The following is a 23,243-nucleotide window of genomic DNA, read 5'->3' as shown; positions in this document are numbered from 1 at the left end:
GGCCGTTATTACAAAGTGGCGATGCCGATTATGTGCCGATTTTCCTCTCTGAAGTGCCCAAACTGTTCCGCTCCGGCGAGCAAAAAATCGATACCGCGATTATCCAAGTGTCGCCACCGGATAAACATGGCATGTGTTCCTTAGGAATTTCGGTGGAGGCCACTTTAGCCGCCTGCCAAGTGGCGGGTAAAATCATTGCCCATATTAATCCACAAATGCCCCGCACCCACGGCGATGGCTTTATCCATATCGACCGTTTTGCCGCCGTGTATGAGCAAAGCGCCAGTTTACCCATTCATTCGTTTGCCACTGGCGATGCTGTGAGTCTGGCGATAGGGAAAAATGTGGCTGAATTAGTCCGCGATGGTGATTGTTTGCAGATGGGGATTGGCGCGATTCCCGATGCGGTATTGTCCTGCCTGACCGAGCACAAAGACTTAGGCGTGCATACCGAATTGTTTTCCGACGGGATTTTGCAATTAGTTGAAAAGGGCGTGATTAATAATAGTAAAAAGCGCTTTTACCCCGGAAAACTGGTCACAGGTTTTGCATTAGGTAGCCAGAAGTTATACGACTATGTGGATGATAATCCTGCGGTTATCTTTATGGATATCGAGCAGGTGAACGATACCTCTATTATCCGTAAAAACCCCAATGTAATGGCGATTAACTCGGCGCTGCAGGTCGATCTCACCGGGCAAGTGTGTGCCGATTCCATTGGCACTAAGATTTATTCGGGCGTGGGTGGCCAGATGGACTTTATCCGCGGCGCGGGGCTGTCCGAAGGTGGCCGCTCTGTGATTGCGCTGCCAAGTACGGCCTCTGGAGGTCGAGTTTCTCGCATCGCTAGCGTGTTATCTCCTGGGGCGGGGGTGGTAACTACCCGCGCCCATGTTCATTACATAGTGACCGAATATGGCGCGGCAAACCTGCGTGGCCGCTCGCTACGTGAACGGGCACAGGCGCTGATCGCCATCGCTCACCCAGATTTTAGGGAACAACTGAGTCGCGATGCCTTTGAAGTGTGGGGATTAAGTCTGTAGCTTTATCAATCAGTTACTCCTGAGTGCCGAGTTTGCGACTCCGTAGGCTCGGTACGGGGCTAAGCGCCAGCTATGATTCCGATTGTGGGATGTTTTGCTCCTCAATGTTTTGCCATGCCCAGGCGATTTAATCTGGTCAGTATGAATCGAATGGCTAAAAATCATTTTTAACTATTTGATAGTTAAGGTCTTAACGGCTTAATAACAGGAAGTTTGTCAATGCTGTACACCTTAGAGGCTACGACCTCACTCTAACAAAGTTTTGTGAAGGCCCTCCAAGACAATCTCTATGCGGCCGAGTTTTATCAACAACTTAGCCAATCAACCCTCTTTATCTTGAGTGAGAGTAGCACTGAGGCACCCGAGGTGGGTGAAGGTGCGATGGCTATCGGTATCACCCAGTGGTATGTCCCCCTCGAGGATGGCAGTGATCATCCCTTTACGCCGATTTTCACATCTCAAACCGCCGTCGATAAGGCCATCGAATTGATGAAGAGCGAAGGCACTGCGCACCATGGGGTGATGACGCTCGATGCCGAGACGCTGTTCCAAGTGCTGCTGCAATCGGGGAGTGATATGGCGCTGAATCCTAACAGCAATATGTCTAAATCCTTGGATGCACACGAAGTGCGCTTGATGTTGTCATCGCAGCTTGAGCTGGTGGAGCACAGGGGCGCGCTCTCGTTATTTGGTAATATCGAGCCCCATGAGTATCCCCATTTCGCCCAGCTCAAAGGGTTATTGTCGAACTATAAAACTGTCGAGAAGGCCTATCTGCTGGAATCGTCACGCTTGGACTTTATTCGTAGTACTTCGGACCACGCCTTAAGCCTAGTGATCCAGTTACCCGCAGAAAACTCAGAGGATATTAATCGTATTCGTGGCGATGTGAAGTTGCTCGAGCGTCAACTGGGGCAGGACAGTTGGCCTATTAAAGTGCACCATTTACATGGCGACAGCGTCGAGCCTATCACTACATTTTGCCAAGCCAAGAGTGTGCATTTTTACTGTCGCTCACTGCTGACGAGTATCAAAGGTTGGTTTAAGTGAGGTGTTTTAGGGATAAGAGCGTGGGGTTATCTCTTTGTGTGATGAACGTTCGGACTGCTTAGCAAATAAATCGACCTTAAAAGGCGTAAATCAGTCAATGGATGACATTGAATTAACCGCATATTTAACTCAGCGAGTGTTATCAATAGCTTAAGTTCAATACGGGTGACAGGGAGTATCAATGTGTGAGGACGCTTTATGTGCTTTCAGAGGACGAGTTGCAAGCGATTCAACAGCGCTTACCCGAGGATGACTTTAGCGAGTGGGAAGCCATAGCCATAGTGGGGCAAATACGTTCGATATTTTCTGAATGCCTACAGCTGTTTACTCAGACTGAAGTGTATCAAGCGATACCTAAGACCGATGACTTTATTGCTTTTAGTATCGACAATGATGAATAACTGCCAGATATTTTGTCGCCATTAGTCTTGTTATGATGATGTAAAGTATTGTTTTAATAAGTATATTTATCTTTTTAATCGGATGCAGTTGTTCTCTACGATTTTTCTTTCTTCTGACTTCCACAATATACTGTTGATTTAAATGTTATACATATAATGTATTTTACTGATTGGTTAACTAGGTCAATAAACGGTCATGGGAAAATTATTACAATTGCACTGGATTTGTTTACTCATCTTTAAAATTGATACGGGGTATTTAAATGGAAGGTTTGCGCCGCTTGCTAGGAAACATGACAGTAACCAATAAGTTAAGGCTTGGTTTTGGGATCTTGTTATTGCTGATATTTATTGTAGCAGCGGCTGGATACAGGGGACTTACCTCAATCGATATCAGTAGTCGTCGGTTAGAGTTTATTGCCAATGTCGATAAAACTTTGCTTGCGGCCAAGGCCGTGCGATTAGAATTTATCGCAAATGGCGATTTAACAAAATTAGATGAACTCCAGAGCTTAATTGAAAATACAAAAAGTGGTTTACAGCAACAATTGTCAGAGTATAGCGATGCCTACGATAGACAGTATCTTCAAGAATCATTAGTGGCGATGGAACGGTATCATCAATCAATAAATCAGTTTAGTGATGTGTTTAAGCATAAACAGGCATTAAAAGTCACAGGTGCCCAAGTGGGAGCAAAGTTGGTTGCCACATATGCGGAATTGGTCGATAGAATGACCAACAAGGCTCAAGCGACCCAAAATACTGAATTATTAAAAGATGCCTTAAGTGTTAGCCAGCAAATGACCATGTTACGTTATCACATTCGAGGCTATGTCTATGATGCTAGTGATCTTAATTTAAAAACGGCAAAAGATGCCATTGCCAGATTATCTCAGACTATTGCCACTCTTAAGGGAGAGGATACTGCGCAAGCCATACAGATACTGGATCGGTATGACCAAGATATTGATGCGTTGGTCAATGTTAACCGTGATATGGCTAACCTAACACAGTCAATGGGCGAGGCTGCACAAACATTGATGGTGAATATTCGTGAATTAGTTGACATCCAAAAGCATCAGCGGGCAGACGCGGATGCTCAAGCCAAGGAGGTGGTACTTGGTACATTAATTGTTGCCTTGGTCGTCGGTCCCTTACTGGCTTGGTTAATCAGTGGACAAATTGTTGGGCCACTTAAACAAACCCTTGTTACAGCGAGAAAAATTGCCGAAGGTGATTTAAGTAGCACTATTCACTCAGAGCGTCAGGATGAGATGGGAGAACTATTGCGTGCTATGGATGAAATGAATAGCACCCTTAGGCAAATGTTGGCACAAATAGGTGATAGCGTGGTGCAGTTGGCTTCATCGGCTGAGGTGCTTTCTTCGGTCACAGTACAAAATAGTGTGGGGATGCAAAATCAGCGTAGTGAAACTGACCAAGTCGCTACCGCGATTAATGAAATGGCTGCGACAGTACAAGAGGTCTCAACGAGTGCTGAAAATGTTGCATTAGCCGCTAAAGAGGCGGATCACACCACTGCGGTAGGTAATAAAAAAGTTATCGAAGCGGTTAGCCAAATCGAACTTTTAGCCAAGGAAATAGCGACCACTGCACATGCAATGGAGCGCTTACAATCGGAAAGTGTCAGTATTGGTGCCGTCCTTGATGTGATCAAATCGGTTGCACAGCAGACTAATTTACTCGCACTAAATGCGGCCATTGAAGCTGCAAGGGCTGGTGAGGCGGGACGGGGATTTGCAGTGGTGGCCGATGAAGTGCGAAGCCTTGCGAGCCGCACACAATCCTCTACCGAAGAAATTGAAAATATGATTGTTAACTTGCAAAAAGGGACATCGGAGTCGGTACAAATGATGACCAAAAGCCGAACATTGAGTGATGGCGCAGTGTCATTATCCCGCGAAGCCGGTGAGATGTTAGTGGATATTGCCGTTGCGGTTAGCCGTATTCAGGATATGACACATCAAATCGCTGCAGCCTCGGAAGAACAAAGCGCTGTGGCAGAAGATATTAATAAAAGTATCGTGAGAGTGAGGGATATTGCCGAACAAACCGCTGATGGCGCAGCAGAAACAGCAAGCTCCGCCGATAATCTTGCTAGCCTTGGCGTTACGCTAAAAGGATTAGTAACACGTTTTCAGTTATAGGTTCGACTGATCTTATTCGTGAGTATTACTGACTATGACAAACAGGCCGTAGATATCCTTAATGTGATGATTTATAGCATTTAAATTTCTACGGCCTACTTCTTATGTTAGTAGGCCATAATTTCTAGTTGCTCGACGATCTGGTTGCCTTGCTCAAGCCCTACATGATTCACAATCTTCGCTTTAATTAACTCAACATAGTTTGGCTGGATATTGTCGTCATCATCAAAAAGAGCGTCGCCTGCGTCGGAGATTAGTGCTGCTAACGCATTAAAACAGCGAGACATTTGGGCTAAATCGGTAAAAAGAAGGTTGGGCTTCCAACCACATGCGCCATGGCGAGCGAAAAGAATGTGTTCATCCTTTAAATGATAAATTAAGGGATCGCCATAGGAGCTTGCCAGTACTAGCCAATTATCATCCCAAGTAGGCTCCCGCGCTTGGGTGATACCATGCCAGCGATAACCCATTTGAAAATCGATGAGGTCTTCAAATCTTGGAAATTCAAATAGGGCAAAACCTATATCAAGTTGGCGTGATTCAGGAATATCAGAGCTAAACCATGGCTTTAATGCTGGTGGCATGATCAAGTCCATCGTGATTACATTCCTTTGTTGTAAGCAATGAGCAGATTGCGATGCGGCGAATGCTATTCGCCGCGATGAGACTATTTCCCCATGCACTCGGCGAGTAATTTAATAAAAAACTCGCTACCTTTACGCTCACAAAATTGAATATTGCGCTCGGGGATTGATTCAGGGTCGTTATAGTTAGCCAGGGCTAACTCCATACTGGCCTCGCGAATAATATGCAGGGTTGGGTAGGGCGCGCGGTTGGTAAAATTGGCGGCCGAGTCCTGTGGTTCATCCTCAAAACAATAGTCGGGATGAAAATGCGCGAGCTGATAAACGCCTTCATAGTCGTTGTCGAATAAGGCGTCGTTCGCCATATCGACGAGATCGAGGTAAGTGTAAAAGCCCTCAAATCCCCGCGGCAGAATAAACAGCGAGGTTTCGTGCTCTGGGTGCGCATCCAGGTATTGGCATTCTTCAATCAATGCCTTAAGCACTAGCTTGACTTTGGTTTGTTCAACAACAAGATAGCGAATACTGCCGCGCTCGACCTCACGTCTAGCGAAGGGGCAAATATTGTATTTCATGATCACTTTTTTCACCCAGTTATCGGTTTGTTGAGTGATCAGTTCTATCTCATTCATGCTAGTGCTTAACTCTTACGGCCAAAATTAGGGGGCGATCATAGGGATGATAGACGCCACAAGCAAGATGGCCATAGTGATATTAAAGATCTTCTGCTGGCGTTCGTTTTTCAAAATACGTTTAAGTGCTACACCAAACCCAAGCCAGACCACGGCACAGGGAAAAGCCACACATAAAAACACTGTGGCAATAGTAACCACTTGAGGTGTGAGATCCTGTTGTACCGAGGTAAAAGTGGCAATCGCGCCCACGGCCATAATCCAGCCTTTAGGATTAACCCATTGAAATGCCGCGGCTTGCAGAAAACTAAAAGGTTTAGCGATGCTCTTGCCCTCCATCTTGCTACTGCTATTGGCTATCAACCATGACAGGTACAGAAGGTATACAATCCCAATGACTTTAATCACTTGGTGGATAATCGGGTAGGCTTGAAATAGGGCACTTAAGCCTAGGCCGATGGCGAGGATCATGGTAGGAAAGCCAAGGCTAATCCCCATCAGATGCGGAATACTACGTTTAACGCCAAAGTTGACCCCTGAGGTCATCAGCATAATATTGTTAGGCCCTGGAGTGATCCCCGATGAAAAGGCAAACAATGCGATAGCCAGTATTAACTCCATATATAAATTCCACACCTTTTATTTATTGTCATTTTTGGCATTGTAATAGGGATATTACTCTCGAATTTAAGCGCCGAGGTATTACTATCACTGACGTTGAGCGAGGCATTCTAGCGGGTAAATTGAATCGCGCCTATACGCTGTACGGGCTTTATAAAGTAACAAATCATAACTATGTGGTGCACACTAAGGTTTCTGAGCAATATAAGTGCCGCGGTTGCCGAACGTTGCAATTTAACACTATGATGAATATCGACTTTCAGTCTGAGAAATAGCAACTATCCTTAAGCTGTAAAAATTGCCATAAGGGAAAGAGCATGTATTTACCACAAAAAATAAGACGTGTACTGACAATTGTAAGCTTGAGTTTGCTAGGTCTTACCGCCTGTGTAAGTGTGAACGATGATTCGCAAGCGCTACGAACTACTGTCGTAACTTCGGGGGATTTGAGTCAATTACCGCCGAGCGCCATGACCTATAGTTGGCATCCCACACTACAGAAGATCTTTGTTGACCGCAGGCTCGATCAGCAACAAGTCTTACAACATATGCAGGACACCCTTAAAAAAGTGCTGCTGACAAAAGGTTATCGCTGGGTTGAAGACCCGCAACTGGCGGACTTTCAAGTGGGGTTCGGCATCGCCATGGGCACACAAATGTCGGATGAGCAGATACTTGCCGCCGCAGGCTTAGTGCCGGGCCTGTCGAATCAAGGTGTTGATCTTAAAAAATACGATAAAGGCTCAGTGTTGATTAGCTTTTTTAAGCCAACGGGCATTGCGGGTCAGCCTTATGAGATGGTATGGCGAGTTCTTGGCCAAGGCTTTGCCAATATTAAGGATATGGATGAAGTCAAAGCCCGCTTCGATGGCTCAATCGAAGAAATGCTGCTATCGCTGCCCGCCACCCATGCGGTGCAATAGGGCGGATATTTTGGCGCAGTAATCAGTACAGTCTTAAGGTGAGTAAGATACTCGCCTAAAGAGCTCGCTGGAACACGAGTTTAGGATGTTGCAATGATTGACTAGACAATTCAGTTAGCTATTTACTTACCTATCTACAGATTAGAGGTATTTTTACCGGACTAGGATGTACGTCCGCAGAGGACTTATAAAGGAAGATTATGATGGCACAAAGTATCTTTGTTAATTTGGCGGTTGAAAGTGTTCAACAATCAAGGGCTTTTTATGCTGGTCTAGGATTTGGTATCAATGAGCAATACAGCAATGAGCAGGCTGCTTGCGTGGTGATCGCGGACAATATTTATGTGATGCTGCTGGCGAAGCCTTTTTTTGCTGGTTTTACCGATAAGGTGATTGCCGATGCCCATGCCACGACAGAGGTACTCAATTGCCTAGACTGTGACAGTCGAGAACGTGTCGACCAATTGGTAAAACTTGCTGAACTACATGGTGGCAAAGCCTATCGTCAAGCACAAGATCAAGGGTTTATGTACGGCCATGCGTTCGAAGATCCCGATGGACATATTTGGGAACTTGTCTATATGGAAGCGCAAGTTAGTTAGTACATTGCCTTTCAAGCCAAGCGTTGCTAAGCCAAGAATAGCGCGCGTTGTGTAGGGCTTCGCCTTAGCACAACGCGGCGAAAGCTAGTTGCTTAAGGATACACTCACTTCATAGGCGGTGAATTTGCGGATATTAATCACGCCCGTATCGAACAGTAAATATTGGCCTTTGATGCCCTGTAAAATTCCGCTGACCACGGCGTCTTTATCAAAATTGTGTGAGCTGATTTTTTTGGGGAAAACTTCAATCGGATAATGAATGGTTTGAATGTCTTCCTGCAATCGCTCGATGCTGTAATCACCTTTTTGCATAGCGATTTCATGCAGTTTTGCTTCGATGTGTGGGATCAGTTCCGCAGCCTTAGCATTCAAATCGATATCATCGGCATGGCCCTTTAACATGGCTTGCCAGTGAGTTTTATCGTTGATGAGCTTGGCTAACTCCACTTCCACTAAACCCGAGATTTGTCGTGTCGACACTTTAAAAATCGGTAAACCTTGGGTGGCACCTTGGTCAATCCAACGAGTTGGCAGTTGAGTGTGGCGAGTGATGCCGACTTTGATGCCTGAAGTATTAGATAGATAAACATAATGCGGCACAAAACAATGGCTTTGCGCCCACTCTGGCTCCCGGCAGGTGCCTTGGTCAAAGTGGCAAGTTTCGGGCTTCATGATGCACATATCGCAGCTGGCGAGCTTTTGCATACACACAAAGCAATGGCCTTGCGAATAGCTCTTTTTGGTCTTTTTGCCGCAGTTACAGCAGAAGATGTTACCCGTGTGGGTAAGTGTCAGCGGCTTGCCAATTAAGGGATTCAGTGGCAGTAATTCTTCACCTATCACCAGTTGATACTGTACTTGTTGCGCCTCATCTAAGTGTGCGCGCAGCTTTTTTAGCGTTCCTAACATAGGTGTTCCTAGTTTTTATTGTGTCACTGGGTTGGGCAAGGCTTCCCAGCGCACTTATGCATTCGTCATTGCTTGGTGTGCAGTATACAAGATTATCTAGTCGAGTTTAGATAGGAATTTTCGATTGATACCCCAACTTGATTTAAATGTACGGCGGTTAACGGGGGTCAATGAACTGTCAATTAACTTGTGGTGAGTGCGTCAGTTTGTTATTCACTTGTAGGTTATTTTGGACAAGCGTCCAGCATCTCGGTAATCTTGTCATCCTTTTTAATCATTGAGACAGTATCTTGCCTGCCAATTTTTTACTCTTGTTAGCCGCTGCCATTTGGGGCTTTGGTTTTGTCGCGCAAACCTTAGGAATGGAGCATTTATCGCCCTTTGCATTCAACGGGCTACGTTTCTTAATCGGTACGCTGTCACTCGTTCCACTGGTGTGGTACTTGGCTCGGCAAGGTAAAATTCATCTCAGTACACCTAAAGATTTTGCCATTGGCTGCGTGGCGGTAGGCGGATTGCTGTTTGCTGGCGCCTCATTGCAACAGGTGGGGCTGCTGTATACCACCGCGGCCAATGCGGGCTTTATCACTGGGCTTTATATCGTGTTAGTGCCGATTTTGGGGCTGGCGCTGAAACATGCTACTGGCGCAAATACATGGTTGGGGTGTGCCGTTGCATTAGTGGGGCTGTATTTTTTAAGTATTAAAGACGGCTTTCATATTGGTTATGGCGATATGCTGCAATTGATTGGCGCGCTGTTTTGGGCGATGCACATTTTGGCGGTAGATCATTTTGCCAAGCGGATTTCGCCAGTGTTACTCGCCATGATGCAATTTTTGGTGTGCGGCGTATTAAGCCTGCTGGTGTCTGCGGCCATTGAGGTTACGACAGTCGATAAGGTGGTTGCAGCCTGGGGCTCACTGGCCTATGCGGGGCTGATTTCAGTGGGTATTGCCTACACTTTGCAGGTGCTAGCGCAAAAGCATGCGCATCCTGCCCACGCGGCAATTATTTTGAGTTTAGAAACTGTGTTTGCGGCCATCGGCGGTATTTTATTCCTTGGGGAGAGCTTAGGGCTGCGCGCCTTGGTTGGCTGCGGTTTGATGCTGCTCGGTATGCTTATTTCACAAGTGCCGCTGCGTTATTTGATTAAGTCTCGGCACCAGAACGTTAGCTAAGTCTCTATAAAAAAACGCGCTGGCAGTGCCGCGGCGTTTTTGTTAAAAGTGTTGAAACCTAACGGCTGAGTTTATCCAGCACTAAGTCATCACCGAGGGCATAGAGGGATTGCATCAGTTGCTCCTCTTGAGCAAGGTCGGTCAAGCCTAAACCTATAGTGGCGCGAAAGAGCGCGATGCCAGTATGGCCAGCGGTTTCAAATTGACTGCTAAATTGCTCGATATTGATACCAAGCGCAGTGATCCGATTGGAGATATCCAGCACTAATCCGGGTCTGTCGTAGGACACTAAACTGTAGGTCAGTCGCTTAATGGGTTTGAGGGCGACTGAGGTTTTAGCATAGGTGAGGGTGAGCCCGTCGATACACTCTAAGGCTTCAATCAGCTCGTCCATTTTCAGGGAAGGCACTTCGAGTAACAAAATGGCGGCAAAAATCCCGTCGATATGGCGCAATTCTGAGTCGAGCCAATTGCCGCCATGGCGACTCACGGCGTGGGCGATTTGCTCTACTAATCCTTTTCTATCAGGTGCTTGAAGCGTGATTAAATATCGTAGCATGGCGACTGACTCCTATTTTTTGTAAAAGGCACCTGTTTTACAACGGGGTGTAACACAACTGTCATCTTTGCGTCATATAATTCAACGCACTTAGAATGAAGGGTGTTGTTATTGCTCAGTTTATGCTCAAACAGTGTAAGCATAGCATTTCGCAATTCCTAGCGAAAAAACTCACAGGCTTTAATAATAGAGGTTCTTAATGGAAAGTCAGGTCATTCAACCTGGTTCTGCGCCGCACAGTATGCTGAAAGGCGGACGTTCAAGTCGCAGGGCATTTAAGGATAAAGCGGCTCAAATTGGGGTCACGATTGGCGGCACTATGGTGTTTGTCGCCTTATTGTTGATCTTCTTCTATTTGTTATACGTGATTAAACCCATTTTCGACAGCGCGGATGTGACTCCAGTAAAAAGCGTGAGTTATCAACATGCTGAAGTCGCGACCCTGATGGTCGGTGCTGATGAGCAAAATGAGGTAATGTATCGCGTAGCCGCCGATGGCCAAGTGGATTTCTACACTGTTGCCGATGGCAGCTTACTCTCCAGTTTTACCCCGCCATTACCTGCTGGTGTGAGCGTGACCAGCGCCGCCATTGCCGCGCCGAGTGAGCAACGTTTTGCCCTAGGTTTGAGTAACGGCCAAGCCTTAATCGTGGGCATTGAGTTTGGGTTAAGCTATCCCAATAATAAACGTCTTATCACGCCAAAACTGCGTTATAGCGCAGGTGAAACGCCGATCACGATTGATGAATCTGGTAGTGCTATCAACCATTTAGCCTTTAGTTTCAGTAGCGATAAAATCACCTTTGCCTACCAAGATAATAATGGCATTTGGCGTTTAAGCCGTCTTGAAGGTCAAGAAAACATGATGACCGAAGAGATTGAGTGGACAACGACGAGTGCACTGCTCCCAGATGCCCCTAAAAAGGCGGCGCACCAATTAATGACCCCTGATCAACGCCAACTGATGTTGCAGATGGGCAATAAGGTGTTTGTTTACAATATTCGTGACATTGAAAATATCGATTTAATTCAAGTTATTGATGCCGAAAAGGACAAGTCTAAGGTTAATAATATTGCCTTGCTTGCAGGTGCTAGCTCGATTTTAGTGAGTTATGACAGCGGTGTGGTGACCCAGTACTTCCAAGTAAATGGTCCAAAAGGCCGTTTATATAAAGAAATTCGTGAGTTTTCGGGCTTACCACCTGTTGCCTCTATGGCTTCTGAGTTTTACCGTAAAAGTTTTGCTGTGGTGAGCCCCGAAGGTGAGCTATCGCTGCTTTACACCACCAGTGAGCGTGAACTGTTTGATAAAACCTTTGAGCTTAAAAATCCGGGAGCCATGGGCTTTAGCCCACGTTCAAATGGCTTAGTCGTCGAAGCGAACATGCAACTAAATATCTTCCACGTCGAAAACGCTCATCCCGAGGTATCTTGGAGCGCGTTGTGGAATAAGGTGTGGTACGAAGGTTACCCTGAGCCAAAATTTGTGTGGCAATCTACCTCGGGCAGTGATGACTTTGAAGCCAAGCTGAGCTTAATGCCATTGGCCTTTGGCACCATGAAGGCCGCATTTTACGCCATGTTATTTGCTGTACCATTAGCGATTGCAGGCGCGATTTATACCGCTTACTTTATGTCGCCTAAGGTGCGTGGCATTGTTAAGCCAACCATCGAAATCATGGAAGCTTTACCGACGGTTATCTTAGGTTTCCTCGCAGGACTTTGGTTAGCTCCGCTGATTGAAGAACACTTGCCGGGCATCTTAGTGCTGCTGATCTTGCTGCCGACCTCGATTTTGCTTTCAGCCTATTCTTGGAGCAAGTTACCCGGTAAATGGAAACAACGTTTACCTGAAGTCTATCAGGAGCTGATGCTGATCCCGGTTATCTGCTTTGTGGGTTGGTTCTCCTTTGCCATCAGTCCGATGATTGAAGTGGCATTGTTTGATGGTAATACTCGCCAATTTATCACTAACGAATTAGGCATCACCTTCGACCAACGTAACGCGCTGGTTGTGGGGATCGCCATGGGCTTTGCAGTTATTCCAACCATTTTCTCGATTGCCGAAGATGCGATTTTCTCTGTGCCTCGCCACCTGTCTAACGGCAGTTTGGCCTTGGGCGCAACGCCTTGGCAGACACTGACTCGGGTGGTCTTACTCACCGCAAGTCCGGGGATTTTCTCGGCGGTGATGATGGGCCTTGGCCGCGCGGTGGGTGAAACCATGATCGTACTAATGGCAACGGGTAACACCGCCATTATGGAATGGAGCGTGTTTGAAGGTATGCGGACATTAGCGGCTAACATTGCGGTAGAAATGCCTGAATCGGCAATTGGTAGCTCACATTATCGTGTGCTGTTCCTCGCAGCTTTTGTACTGTTCGTATTCACCTTCTTCTTTAACACCATTGCCGAAGTGGTAAGACAGCGTCTGCGTGACCGCTATAGCTCGCTGTAATGGAGATAAGATAATGATACTAAATACTATTTCGCCAATGACCTTGAGAGGTTTGTGCAATGGGTAAGTGGGTAAAATCAGGCTCGCCATGGATTTGGATGACAGGTGGCGCGGTGAGCATCAGTTTGATTGCAGTATTAGGTTTGTTACTGCTGATTGCATGGCGCGGATTAAGCTTTTTTTGGCCTGCGACGATTTATCAATGGGAACTTGAAGATAGCTCGGGTGTACGGTCAACCTTAATCGGTGAAATCTACGATAGGGAAGAAGTGCCGACCGAGCGCTTAACCGCCGCAGGCCATGTGTTTAAACAGCCACCCGGTGAGTTTGTGACCCGTTATTTAGTTAAGACTGGTAACCGTGAATTTGTGGGCCTAGATTTCCGCTGGATTTTAGCGACTGACATTATTAGCCGTAGTGAGCCAGCTGATGTCGCAATGCTTGAGCGGACGAAAAACGGTAACTTTTACGGTTACCCTGTGGCCGTGATTGAAAACGGTAAACGCTTAGAACTTAAAAACGATGCGCTTGAATCCTCCTTAATGGAGCATATTGAGCGCGCAGTCGCACTGTCTGACAAAGCCTTATCACTGCAAAAACAAGATATTGGCTCGATTAACTACAACATCGAAAAAACTGCGTCTAAAAAGAGCGCCGTTACGAGTTAGATGGTGAGCTGACCGATAGTCGCAAGCAGGAGTTAGCCGCGGCGAAACATTCGCTCGAACAAGACTATAAAGTACTCGAAAAACAGCTGTTTGCCCTGCGTGATGAAGCGGCTCGCGACGCTGTGATTGTACGTGATATGCGCGGTGTTGAGGTGGAACTTAAATTAGACACTGTGCTAGATGTTACCTACGTCAACCACTTAGGCTTGATGGGAAAAATCGGTAAATGGTTTGTCGGGGTTGGCCGTTTCCTGCTGGATGACCCACGCGAAGCTAACACTGAAGGGGGGGTATTCCCTGCAATTTTCGGCACAGTATTTATGGTGATCTTAATGGCCATTATTGTTACGCCATTTGGGGTGATTGCCGCGATTTACCTGCACGAATATGCCAAAAAAGGCCCAATTACTAAGATGATCCGCATTGCGGTAATCAACTTAGCGGGTGTGCCATCGATTGTGTACGGGGTGTTTGGTCTCGGGTTCTTCGTGTACATGATGGGCGGCTCAATTGACCAACTGTTTTACGCCGAAGCATTACCATCACCGACCTTTGGTTCGCCAGGGGTGATTTGGTCGGCGCTGACATTAGCGATTCTGACCCTGCCAGTGGTGATTGTATCGACCGAAGAAGGCTTAAGCCGTATTCCGAGTGCTGTGCGTCAAGGTAGTTTGGCACTGGGCGCGACTAAGGCCGAAACCCTGTGGCGGATTGTGATCCCGATGGCAAGCCCTGCGATCATGACGGGTCTGATTTTAGCCGTGGCCCGTGCTGCGGGTGAGGTAGCACCGTTAATGCTGGTGGGTGTAGTGAAATTAGCGCCGACATTGCCACTGGACTTAAACTTCCCGTTCGTGCATTTAGAACGTAAATTCATGCACTTAGGGTTCCATATTTATGATGTGGGCTTCCAGAGTCCTAACGTTGAAGCAGCACGTCCTCTGGTATACGCCACCTCCTTCTTGCTGGTTACAGTGATTGTGGCACTGAACTTAACCGCGATTAGTGTGCGTAACCACTTACGTGAAAAATATCGTTCGCTTGAGCATTAATCAGCGATTATCCTGAAAGTATTAGGACTGAATATGATTTCTATAGATTCGACAGCCATGAAAACCAATAACTTTGACTTAGCAAACTTGAGCCAGAACGATACCGCGCTGGAGATCCGCAACTTAGACCTGCGCTATGGCAATAAGCAAGCGCTATTCAATGTGTCGATGAAGATCCCAAAGAAGCAAGTTACGGCGTTTATCGGCCCCAGCGGTTGTGGTAAATCCACCTTATTGCGTTGCATTAACCGCATGAACGATCTGGTGGACAACTGCCATATCGACGGCGAGATTCTGCTGCACGGTCAAAATATTTATGACAAAAAGATCGACGTTGCTGCCCTGCGCCGCAACGTAGGTATGGTGTTCCAGCGTCCTAACCCATTCCCTAAGTCGATTTACGAAAACGTGGTTTATGGTCTGCGTCTGCAGGGCATTAACAACCGCCGTGAACTCGACGAAGCGGCCGAGCGTTCGCTACGCGGCGCGGCGATTTGGGATGAAGTGAAAGACCGCCTGCACGATAACGCCTTTGGCTTATCCGGTGGTCAGCAGCAACGTTTGGTGATTGCCCGTGCGATTGCCATCGAGCCAGAAGTATTACTGCTCGACGAACCCACTTCGGCACTCGACCCGATTTCAACCTTAACCATCGAAGAGCTGATAACCGAGCTTAAGACTAAGTACACAGTGGTTATCGTTACCCACAACATGCAACAGGCGGCGCGGGTATCGGACCAAACGGCCTTTATGTATATGGGCGAATTGGTGGAATACGCCGATACCAACACCATTTTCACTACACCGAAAAAACGTAAGACCGAAGATTACATTACCGGCCGTTACGGTTAATCACCTTGCCTTTGGCAGTGGGGATGTGAGTGATAAGCGATTAACGAAATAAGCCACCGCCTAGAACAGAGTTAAGCATTGCAAACTCCATCTAGGCGTTGATACAGTTGAGTAAAAGGTTGGCAAAATGGAAAATATGAATTTAAACAAACATATCTCTGGGCAATTTAACGCCGAGCTAGAAGATATTCGTAACCGTGTACTCGCTATGGGTGGCTTGGTTGAGCGTCAATTAGAGCAAGCCATCGACGCCTTAAGCACCTTAGATGCCGAATTAGCGCAAAAGGTGATCTTAGGTGACCATAAAGTCAATGGAATGGAAGTCTCGATTGACGAAGAATGCACCCGTATTATCGCCAAGCGCCAGCCCGCAGCGAGCGACTTGCGGATGATCATTGCGATTTCAAAATCCATTGCTGATCTTGAGCGTATCGGTGACGCCTGTGTGCGTATTGCCAAGGCAGCATTAGATAAGCGATTGAATAATCAGCAGCCGTTATTAGTCAGTATTGAAAATATGGGCCGCCATGCGACTCGTATGCTCCACGCCACTTTAGATGCATTAGCCCGTATGGATGCAGAGTCTGCATTGGAACTGCACAAGGAAGACGCTAAACTCGACCGTGAATATGAAGGCATTATCCGCCAATTAATGACCTATATGATGGAAGACCCACGCTCAATCCCCGATGTATTAGACGTACTCTGGGCAGCCCGTGCGGTTGAACGTGTGGGCGACCGCTGTAAAAATATCTGCGAATACATTATTTACTACGTGAAAGGTAAAGACGTCCGCCATACTTCCTACGAAGATATGGAAAAGGATATGAAGAACTAAACGCCTTTTATCACAAGGCGTTATCCACAAACGCTCTGCCTAATCCGCAGAGCGTTTTTGTTTAGATGTTTAACTGATTGATGGCCATGAATAGACGGTAAGAAGGTTGGCGAGGTTGTTCGTTATGACGATGGGCGAGCCATGGCATTTGCTCTACGACGCGCAGCAAGTCCTTCCTTGGATGCTCGACCGCCCCGTCCGTGGGGCGGACGGTCGTCTCGCTAATCACCATGGCTCACCTGTTTAGCATTGTCGTAGCCTGTAGACTTAATAATCTTACTCAGCACGCTTTGGGACAAAAGCGTGTCAGGACGTCGACTATATCAGGTGAATTTCGGATAAAAATTTCTATGGGTTAACGCCCGGATCAACTGCCGGAGGCGAGCCAGAAGCTCGCGCAAATGCCAGTATGATACGCGTGAATCTGTCTATTTTAGAGTAATTCACTGAAACTAAACATTAAATTTTTTCATTAGAAAATATCTTGCTGGACTGCCAGAAAATTCAGGAATGACACCTGCAAGTTCAAAACCTATTTTTTGATAAAAAATAGGTGCTTGAATTGATAAGGTGTCCAATTGTGCTATTAGGCATCCTCTGTTTTTAGCTTCTAATTCAGCCATGAGCATCAACTCACGCCCTAAGCCTGCACCTCTATGCTTTTTAGCAACCCATACAACATCAATTAAAAAATTTCTGTATATGGTTCTACCTGATATGCCACCAATAAGTTGATCACTTTCATCTCTAACGGTCAGCATCAACGGCTGTGCTGCTTCGTTTCCTATTTGCTCATGAATATGTTCTCTAACACCTTCAACCAGCGCGTTAAAAATTGTTGGTTCTTGCTCATTTATCACTTGAAATTTCATTAATATACCTTAGCGTTAATCTATAACTTGTCATTGATTTTTGGTAAAAACTGGATTGTTGGTTTTTAATGAAGAATGTTGCTTCAGTAATCTGCCAAATCCTGCCAAATTTCGGTAAGTGAAATGAGTTCTTCAGGTGGTGTTGCTGCTGCTCGCCAATAATGCCGACCATCGCCGGTGCGCTTTAACAGCTTATGGTTACACAATTCTCGCCTAATAAGCGCGAAGTCAGCAAATCCAAGAAAACGCTTAATTACGCTATTAACGTCCTGTTCACTGTAGGATTGTTGGTACTGAAAACGGCACCAAAAAAACCATAAACTTTGATCTTGAAGGGCGCGTTTAGCTGGCCACGCTCTAAGGATGTAATTCGAGTCCATGAAAGGTTGTAGCTTTCGCGGAATCATAATATCAAGTTGTTTGGGTTTGTTTAATTTGGCCGCATTATTTGTAGTTAATGCAGCATCACGCAAATGTTGGAAATTGGCATGTCCTGCCGACTGGGCAAGAATATTGAGCATTTCAAGGTGCGAAGGAAACCTTTCACAATTTTTAAATTGATTACGCAGATATTTAGCCAGCGTCGAAATATCTTCACAGCTAAAAGGGATGATTTGTTTCGTCATAGTGATACCCGTTTATGGGTGCCCACAATTAAGTTGTCTATTTGCAATGCAAACAGAGTCACGATCGCCGACCTACGACATAGGCACACAATATACAAAGTACCTTTATATTTAACGTTTCAGCAGGTTTAGCTCTACGATTTTTCGTAGCGGCGATGCCTAGGTGAACTGCCGACCAGCCGGTATTATTAATTAACAAGATCAATATGACAAGTTTTTAATGTGACTTAAAAGCGGCAATAAAACGAGAAAAATAATAAAAACATGACAGCGATTTTAAAAACTTTCGATCTAGAAATCGTTCTCTTAAATAGCATATCCTGCCAGTGAATCAGGCTAGGCAAGTCTGATTCACTGTATCGATTTTAGAACTCCCTCATGGTCAGGTCATACTTTTGGGTATCCATTACTTTATGTATATCTAACTATCAGACTAAGCAAGAGCTAGCCTTCGAGCCGTGGCAAGCTTTGGGGCAAAAAGTTTTTAGCTAGATGAACAGTTCAATGGTCGTAAAGATTGTCATTGTTGCAACTGTGACCGTTGGCGGCATGGATGCCGCCGTCGAGCCCTCAGGGATGAGTTTATGGCGTGTCACTGGGGAAGCAACAGTGAAATAGCTTGCCAAACACGGTGGTCAGTTTAAGCCAGTTATCATGGGTTATAAATCCGCCCATATATTCTTTAATAAATAACACTATCGACTTGTTTTAAACTCGCTAAGCAGGAAAAACCGCTATAGCACTGAGCACCAGTGCGAGCGGTATCAGCGTGATGATGGCAAGGGTACCTAGACAACCAGACAGCTGTTTTTGTCGTGCTAAATTTTCGGCTTCACTCATTTGTTTAACTGTCTGCTCTACATCTGCTTTTCGTTTTTCGAGTAACTGTGCAGAGGCGATAACCAGTTCTTGAGAGTCAGCGGGAACTTTCTCGGTTACTAGGGCGAGTTCACCTTTGAAGGCGTGTACCGTATAGCGATAATTACCTTTTGAGAAAGTGTCCTTCTCAAAGCTGACATTCAGTACTGCATTGCATCCACAATGCTTTGCAAGCTGTTCTAAATGACGTCTTCCTTCGCTGGGGTCTTTAAAAAAGCGGGTCGTAATGGGATAGCTAACAAGCACTGTGCCGTTTTTAGGGTGGCGGTCTTTAGTGGTAAAAAAGTCAACTAATCGCTCCCTGATAAAGACTTCGGGCAAACTGATCGCTTTGGCGGCTAGGCCTTTAGGTGTGGGCGTTGGATCAAAATGGACCATAGTGCCTTTGACTAACTTGCCTTCATCTTTCTTGTCTAATAGTTCAGAAAAATGCAAAAAATAGCTTTCACCATCATCGCCTTGGATAAACCCATACTTTTTAGCGGCAAGGTATGAGACAACTTTTCCTTTCAAAACATTAGCCTATATAAATTGATGCTCAGCCGAGTATTATGTTACTTGCCTAGCGTTATAAATGAAAAATATTATAAATCAGATAGATAATCATATAAACGATCTGATAAACGATCTGAATTTATCTGCAACACGGCACATAGACCATGTCTTCGAATCTAGGATCGTCATAGGCATCTGCGTGGGAAAGGTGTCCATCAAAAGCCCCAATTTTATTGATGGTTGATCCTTGTTTAAACACGATTTGTAAACCGTGCTCGGGCTCCCAATCGCAGTGGCAAGTAAGGGAGATATACACGGCGTTATCCCCATGGGCGCGGCGTGACACCATTAATTCGTCGCCAAACTCAATATGGCGCCATACTTGGTTTGGGTTAGGAATATCAATATATTCTTCGCTCGCAGGCGTAATGTATGTGCAGCAATCTTGATAATATTGGTAAATCGCGTCCTGAGCTTGCTCGAGTGCGGTATGGTCTAGGGCGAGAAAATGTTGTACCGCAGTATGAAAATCCTCCACCTGTGGGTCGGTTTCGTACTCTTCTAAGATAAACTCAAATTTACCGCTTAGCGCATTGATCTCAATGGGTTGGCTTTTAAGCCAGCCATCATAGGGATCAACTTCAAGCAAACCTAGGATGGGTATTGTTATCATCTTATCATCTTATCATTCCGTTTATTGTTGACTTCATTGGCTAGCTGTTACTGATTATTATCGTTGCAAAACAATAATCTATAGTATCCGCATTCTGAAATAAGGTTATTTGTGCCGATTAAAAATGATTGGATTAGGCGCTACTGCGCGCAGGCGGGCAGATATTCGGATAATTCCAATAGATTCAAATCGGGGTCGCGGATATAGACGGAGTTGATGCGACCTGTGGCGCCGGTGCGCAGGACTGGGCCTTCAATAATCTCAACTTCAAGGCTGTTTAAGTGGTTGATCACTTCTTCGATATTGTGGCTGACCACAAAACAGAGATCGGCGCTGCCGGGCGTAGCAAGGTTTGCCTTGGGCTCAAATTCGGCGCCTGCTTGGTGAAGATTGATTTTTTGATCGCCAAAGCTTAATGCGATACGGCCCTGACCAAATACGGACTTTTTCATCCCTAACACGCGTTGATAAAAGTCGACGCTGGCCTCGATATCTTTCACAGTTAACACTAAATGGTCTAGGCGGGTCACGCGCATATTCTTTCCCTCGATGCCGTAGCGGTTTGTTATTAGTTTTCTCTGCGCCTTACCTTACATCAAGTGCTGGTGCAAAAGTGACTCTGTGGTAGCATTTAACGCGCTTTTTAGCGTAAATAATTTATGCCTATTTTTATCCCATTGGATTTGATGAGATTGTAATGAAGAAAACCTTAGCCCGTGGCTTGATGAACCTGCTGCCGATGGCTTTAAGCCTGTGGTTGTTTTGGTCATTGTTTGTATCGTTAGATGGTTTAGGGATTTTTATTTTAGAGTTGGTAGGGATTAACCAACATTTTGTCGGTGCGGGCTTTATCTTAGTCGTGGCCATAGTGTTTGCGGTGGGCCTGTTGTTTTCGGTGAGCCCGATTGTGTGGCTCTATGGCTGGATTGAACGTCAGCTGATGCGTTTTCCGCTGTTTAAATCTGTCTATGGCAGTATTCGTGATATCGCTTCCTTAATGAACCGTGAGGGCAAACCCAATACTCAGCAAACCGTGTTGGTTAAACAGGCCAATGGCGGGTTTGTGGTGGGCTTTATTATGACGGATACGCCGCCGCAGCCGTTGCTCGATGCCTTACCCGAAGGGGATTGGGTGCCTGTGTTATTCCAACTCAGTTACCAAATGGCGGGGGTGACTAGCCTCGTCAAACGTGAAGATTTGATTTTAGTCGACTGGTCTTTTGAAGAGGCTATGCGCTTTAATTTAACGGCGGGTATCTCGCAAACGCCGGGCGCAGCAACGGTAAAAACTAAAGCTGAATAGAGCTGTTTTGGTTTTTTACGTCAAATAGAGGCATTTTTGTGATACAATCCTGTGGCGACTTAATAGGTCGCCATTTTTTATGCTAATTAAGTGGCTACTGTTTAGCATTATCTGTGTCTCTATTGAGTCAGTTCTCGACAGCATGTGGTCTCTGTTCGAAGGCGTCTCAGTAGGGCTTAAGCAAGGCCGAGTCGATATTTGCTACTGGTTAACCGTTAGCTGCTAATCGCGCTTTGTATTCCTCATCCTCGATATCATTAATATCGAACCGCTTATATGCATTATGTCGCCATTGAGGTTGAACCCTGCGATCCGGTCGCATGCTGTCGATGCTCGCTGTCTTTAAGAGGGCGGCTGGTTCTAAAAGGGCATTGCACAACTGCGGTGTAGTGGTTTGTCGAGCAAATGGTTACTGACTTTGCTATTGCGTAAAAGCGTCGAGCAAACAGGCTAAGGTGAGGAAGCGTTTTCAACATGAGTATGACATCACAAGGTATTGCTGACCGCGAGCCCTTGTCATGGATTATTTATGCCTATTTCATCCTGACCACATACTGCTGAGGCTAGGGTTACCTATTATTGTGCTATCTCTTCAACATCGAAGGGATGTTAATAGGGAACTGGCTAGAACAAGGGAGTTTTATGTCTATCAAGTCGAGTATTAATCCACCGGTTTTTTATTCGTCGGTCTTTTTTATCACATTAATGGTGATGATCTGCGCCATTTGTCCCACCGAGGCCAATCACTTTTTCAAATCCATGCAGTCGTGGCTAGAGGCGAAAACGGGCTGGTTATATATCCTTGGTGTAGCGATTTTTCTGATTTTTATCATCTTTGTTATGGTCAGTCGCTTTGGCGATATTAAGCTCGGCCCCGATCATGCCGTGCCCGACTATAGCTATAAGAGCTGGATTGCCATGCTGTTTTCGGCGGGGATGGGGATTGGATTGATGTTCTTCGGCGTTGCCGAACCCGTGATGCATTACTTAGCGCCGCCCGATGCAACCCCTGAGAGTTTGGCTGCCGCTAAAGAGGCGATGAAAATTACTTTCTTCCATTGGGGCATACATGCCTGGGCGATTTACGGCGTGGTTGCCCTGAGTTTGGCCTATTTTGCTTATCGGCATAAGTTGCCCTTGTTACCTCGCAGCGCACTCTATCCCTTAATCGGTGAGCGCATTCATGGCCCGATTGGCCACTGCGTCGATACCTTTGCGGTATTAGGGACTATGTTCGGGGTGGCGACTTCCCTCGGGTTTGGGGTGTTGCAGGTTAACTCGGGCCTAAGCTATTTATTCGAGCAACTGCCTAATAACACCACGGTGCAAGTGTCGCTGATTATTGGCATTACCTTACTCGCTACTCTGTCGGTTTTTTCAGGGCTCGATAAAGGGGTGAAGCGCTTAAGTGAGCTTAACTTAGGCTTGGCCCTTATTCTGCTGCTGATTGTGTTAATTCTTGGCCCAACGGTAATGTTGCTACAGGCCTTTGTGCAAAATACCGGTAGTTATCTAAGTGATATCGTTAATAAAACCTTTAATCTGTATGCCTATCAGCATAAGGAAGACTGGCTTGGCGGTTGGACGCTACTCTACTGGGGCTGGTGGATTTCGTGGTCACCTTTTGTCGGCACCTTCATTGCGCGGGTGAGTCGCGGCCGTACCATACGTGAGTTTTTAGTCGGCATTTTATTTGTACCTTCGGCGCTGACCTTTTTGTGGATGACGGTATTTGGTAACTCGGCCATCGACGCCATTATGAATCAAGGCGCGACCTACCTAAGCGAAGCGGTGAATACCAATGTTCCCGTGGCGCTGTTTGTGTTTTTTGAACATATGCCGTACCCGCACCTGTTA

24 protein-coding genes and 1 pseudogene are annotated in these 23,243 nt (G+C 46.0%); 15 read left to right on the top strand and 10 right to left on the bottom strand.

Annotation, left to right across the window (positions count from 1 at the left end):
• The 4 genes from SHEWPOL2_RS16755 to SHEWPOL2_RS16740 form a co-directional block, all read left to right on the top strand.
• A partial coding sequence (locus SHEWPOL2_RS16755; RefSeq protein WP_037429888.1) for an acetyl-CoA hydrolase/transferase C-terminal domain-containing protein occupies window positions 1-1,043 on the top strand: 1,043 nt, incomplete at its 5' end.
• A gap of 264 nt (window positions 1,044-1,307) precedes the next feature.
• Complete coding sequence (locus tag SHEWPOL2_RS16750; protein ID WP_239642778.1) at window positions 1,308-2,093, top strand: SseB family protein; 786 nt, start codon at window positions 1,308-1,310, stop codon at window positions 2,091-2,093.
• 185 nt (window positions 2,094-2,278) lie between these two features.
• Entirely contained in the window at window positions 2,279-2,494 is a 216-nt protein-coding gene (locus SHEWPOL2_RS16745) for a hypothetical protein (protein ID WP_239642777.1), read from the top strand.
• Window positions 2,495-2,787: 293 nt separating this feature from the next.
• Window positions 2,788-4,662: a methyl-accepting chemotaxis protein gene (locus SHEWPOL2_RS16740; RefSeq protein WP_231640349.1), complete on the top strand. Its 1,875-nt coding sequence runs from the start codon at window positions 2,788-2,790 to the stop codon at window positions 4,660-4,662.
• 107 nt (window positions 4,663-4,769) lie between these two features.
• On the opposite strand, the gene SHEWPOL2_RS16735 is transcribed toward SHEWPOL2_RS16740, so the two are convergent.
• From SHEWPOL2_RS16735 to SHEWPOL2_RS16725, 3 genes are all read right to left on the bottom strand, one after another.
• Window positions 4,770-5,246, bottom strand: coding sequence for a hypothetical protein (locus tag SHEWPOL2_RS16735; protein WP_239642776.1), 477 nt, complete (start codon window positions 5,244-5,246; stop codon window positions 4,770-4,772).
• A gap of 83 nt (window positions 5,247-5,329) precedes the next feature.
• A complete protein-coding gene (locus SHEWPOL2_RS16730) occupies window positions 5,330-5,878 on the bottom strand; it encodes a DUF1415 domain-containing protein (RefSeq protein WP_037429883.1) in 549 nt (182 codons plus the stop codon).
• Between the two features lie 27 nt (window positions 5,879-5,905).
• On the bottom strand, window positions 5,906-6,499 hold the full coding sequence (locus tag SHEWPOL2_RS16725; RefSeq protein WP_011623319.1) for a LysE family translocator: 594 nt from the start codon (window positions 6,497-6,499) through the stop codon (window positions 5,906-5,908).
• Window positions 6,500-6,816: 317 nt separating this feature from the next.
• On the opposite strand from SHEWPOL2_RS16725, the gene SHEWPOL2_RS16720 reads away from it, so the two are divergent.
• Complete coding sequence (locus SHEWPOL2_RS16720; protein WP_037416929.1) at window positions 6,817-7,422, top strand: DUF4136 domain-containing protein; 606 nt, start codon at window positions 6,817-6,819, stop codon at window positions 7,420-7,422.
• A gap of 203 nt (window positions 7,423-7,625) precedes the next feature.
• The gene (locus tag SHEWPOL2_RS16715; protein WP_037429881.1) at window positions 7,626-8,024 is read left to right on the top strand and encodes a VOC family protein; all 399 of its coding nucleotides are present in this window, start codon (window positions 7,626-7,628) and stop codon (window positions 8,022-8,024) included.
• An 84-nt stretch (window positions 8,025-8,108) separates the two neighbouring features.
• On the opposite strand, the gene SHEWPOL2_RS16710 is transcribed toward SHEWPOL2_RS16715, so the two are convergent.
• Entirely contained in the window at window positions 8,109-8,933 is an 825-nt protein-coding gene (locus SHEWPOL2_RS16710; RefSeq protein WP_037416933.1) for a DUF2797 domain-containing protein, read from the bottom strand.
• A 290-nt stretch (window positions 8,934-9,223) separates the two neighbouring features.
• Here SHEWPOL2_RS16710 and SHEWPOL2_RS16705 point away from each other — a divergent pair, with 290 nt between their 5' ends.
• Complete coding sequence (locus tag SHEWPOL2_RS16705) at window positions 9,224-10,111, top strand: DMT family transporter (RefSeq protein WP_037429879.1); 888 nt, start codon at window positions 9,224-9,226, stop codon at window positions 10,109-10,111.
• A gap of 58 nt (window positions 10,112-10,169) precedes the next feature.
• Here the strand turns inward: SHEWPOL2_RS16705 and SHEWPOL2_RS16700 are convergent, their stop codons facing one another.
• Window positions 10,170-10,670, bottom strand: a complete 501-nt coding sequence (locus SHEWPOL2_RS16700) for an ACT domain-containing protein (RefSeq protein WP_037416937.1) — start codon at window positions 10,668-10,670, stop codon at window positions 10,170-10,172.
• A gap of 199 nt (window positions 10,671-10,869) precedes the next feature.
• Here SHEWPOL2_RS16700 and SHEWPOL2_RS16695 point away from each other — a divergent pair, with 199 nt between their 5' ends.
• From SHEWPOL2_RS16695 to SHEWPOL2_RS23360, 5 genes and pseudogenes are all read left to right on the top strand, one after another.
• Window positions 10,870-13,128, top strand: a complete 2,259-nt coding sequence (locus SHEWPOL2_RS16695; protein ID WP_037429878.1) for an ABC transporter permease subunit — start codon at window positions 10,870-10,872, stop codon at window positions 13,126-13,128.
• 59 nt (window positions 13,129-13,187) lie between these two features.
• Window positions 13,188-14,848: pseudogene (gene pstA / locus SHEWPOL2_RS16690) on the top strand (phosphate ABC transporter permease PstA).
• 33 nt (window positions 14,849-14,881) lie between these two features.
• Window positions 14,882-15,700: a phosphate ABC transporter ATP-binding protein PstB gene (gene pstB / locus SHEWPOL2_RS16685; protein ID WP_037416943.1), complete on the top strand. Its 819-nt coding sequence runs from the start codon at window positions 14,882-14,884 to the stop codon at window positions 15,698-15,700.
• 127 nt (window positions 15,701-15,827) lie between these two features.
• Complete coding sequence (phoU, locus tag SHEWPOL2_RS16680) at window positions 15,828-16,538, top strand: phosphate signaling complex protein PhoU (RefSeq protein ID WP_037429875.1); 711 nt, start codon at window positions 15,828-15,830, stop codon at window positions 16,536-16,538.
• Window positions 16,539-16,653: 115 nt separating this feature from the next.
• Window positions 16,654-16,785 carry a hypothetical protein gene (locus SHEWPOL2_RS23360; RefSeq protein WP_259476489.1) on the top strand — a complete coding sequence of 44 codons (132 nt, stop codon included), beginning with the start codon at window positions 16,654-16,656 and terminating at the stop codon, window positions 16,783-16,785.
• Window positions 16,786-16,990: 205 nt separating this feature from the next.
• Here SHEWPOL2_RS23360 and SHEWPOL2_RS16675 read toward each other — a convergent pair whose 3' ends face one another.
• The 5 genes from SHEWPOL2_RS16675 to SHEWPOL2_RS16655 all read right to left on the bottom strand — a co-directional run bounded on the left by SHEWPOL2_RS16675 (window position 16,991) and on the right by SHEWPOL2_RS16655 (window position 20,619).
• Window positions 16,991-17,410 carry a GNAT family N-acetyltransferase gene (locus tag SHEWPOL2_RS16675; protein WP_037414948.1) on the bottom strand — a complete coding sequence of 140 codons (420 nt, stop codon included), beginning with the start codon at window positions 17,408-17,410 and terminating at the stop codon, window positions 16,991-16,993.
• Between the two features lie 83 nt (window positions 17,411-17,493).
• Window positions 17,494-18,036 (bottom strand): DUF2087 domain-containing protein, encoded by a 543-nt coding sequence (locus tag SHEWPOL2_RS16670; RefSeq protein ID WP_037414951.1) that lies wholly within the window; start codon window positions 18,034-18,036, stop codon window positions 17,494-17,496.
• 717 nt (window positions 18,037-18,753) lie between these two features.
• Window positions 18,754-19,428, bottom strand: a complete 675-nt coding sequence (locus SHEWPOL2_RS16665; protein ID WP_037429872.1) for a cold shock domain-containing protein — start codon at window positions 19,426-19,428, stop codon at window positions 18,754-18,756.
• Between the two features lie 121 nt (window positions 19,429-19,549).
• A complete protein-coding gene (locus SHEWPOL2_RS16660) occupies window positions 19,550-20,083 on the bottom strand; it encodes a hypothetical protein (protein ID WP_050991394.1) in 534 nt (177 codons plus the stop codon).
• Between the two features lie 140 nt (window positions 20,084-20,223).
• Window positions 20,224-20,619, bottom strand: coding sequence for a VOC family protein (locus tag SHEWPOL2_RS16655; RefSeq protein WP_037429870.1), 396 nt, complete (start codon window positions 20,617-20,619; stop codon window positions 20,224-20,226).
• 161 nt (window positions 20,620-20,780) lie between these two features.
• Here SHEWPOL2_RS16655 and SHEWPOL2_RS16650 point away from each other — a divergent pair, with 161 nt between their 5' ends.
• The 3 genes from SHEWPOL2_RS16650 to SHEWPOL2_RS16645 form a co-directional block, all read left to right on the top strand.
• Window positions 20,781-21,386, top strand: a complete 606-nt coding sequence (locus tag SHEWPOL2_RS16650) for a DUF502 domain-containing protein (RefSeq protein ID WP_011717603.1) — start codon at window positions 20,781-20,783, stop codon at window positions 21,384-21,386.
• Window positions 21,387-21,465: 79 nt separating this feature from the next.
• Window positions 21,466-21,612 carry a hypothetical protein gene (locus SHEWPOL2_RS22945; RefSeq protein ID WP_157173877.1) on the top strand — a complete coding sequence of 49 codons (147 nt, stop codon included), beginning with the start codon at window positions 21,466-21,468 and terminating at the stop codon, window positions 21,610-21,612.
• Window positions 21,613-22,028: 416 nt separating this feature from the next.
• Window positions 22,029-23,243, top strand: a 1,215-nt coding sequence (locus SHEWPOL2_RS16645) for a BCCT family transporter (RefSeq protein ID WP_037429868.1), incomplete at its 3' end; no start/stop codon positions are given.

Source organism: Shewanella sp. POL2 (assembly GCF_000282755.1).
GTDB classification, from domain to species: domain Bacteria; phylum Pseudomonadota; class Gammaproteobacteria; order Enterobacterales; family Shewanellaceae; genus Shewanella; species Shewanella xiamenensis.
Note: the sequence above shows the minus strand (reverse complement) of the source record. Positions and strands in the feature narration are given on the sequence as shown.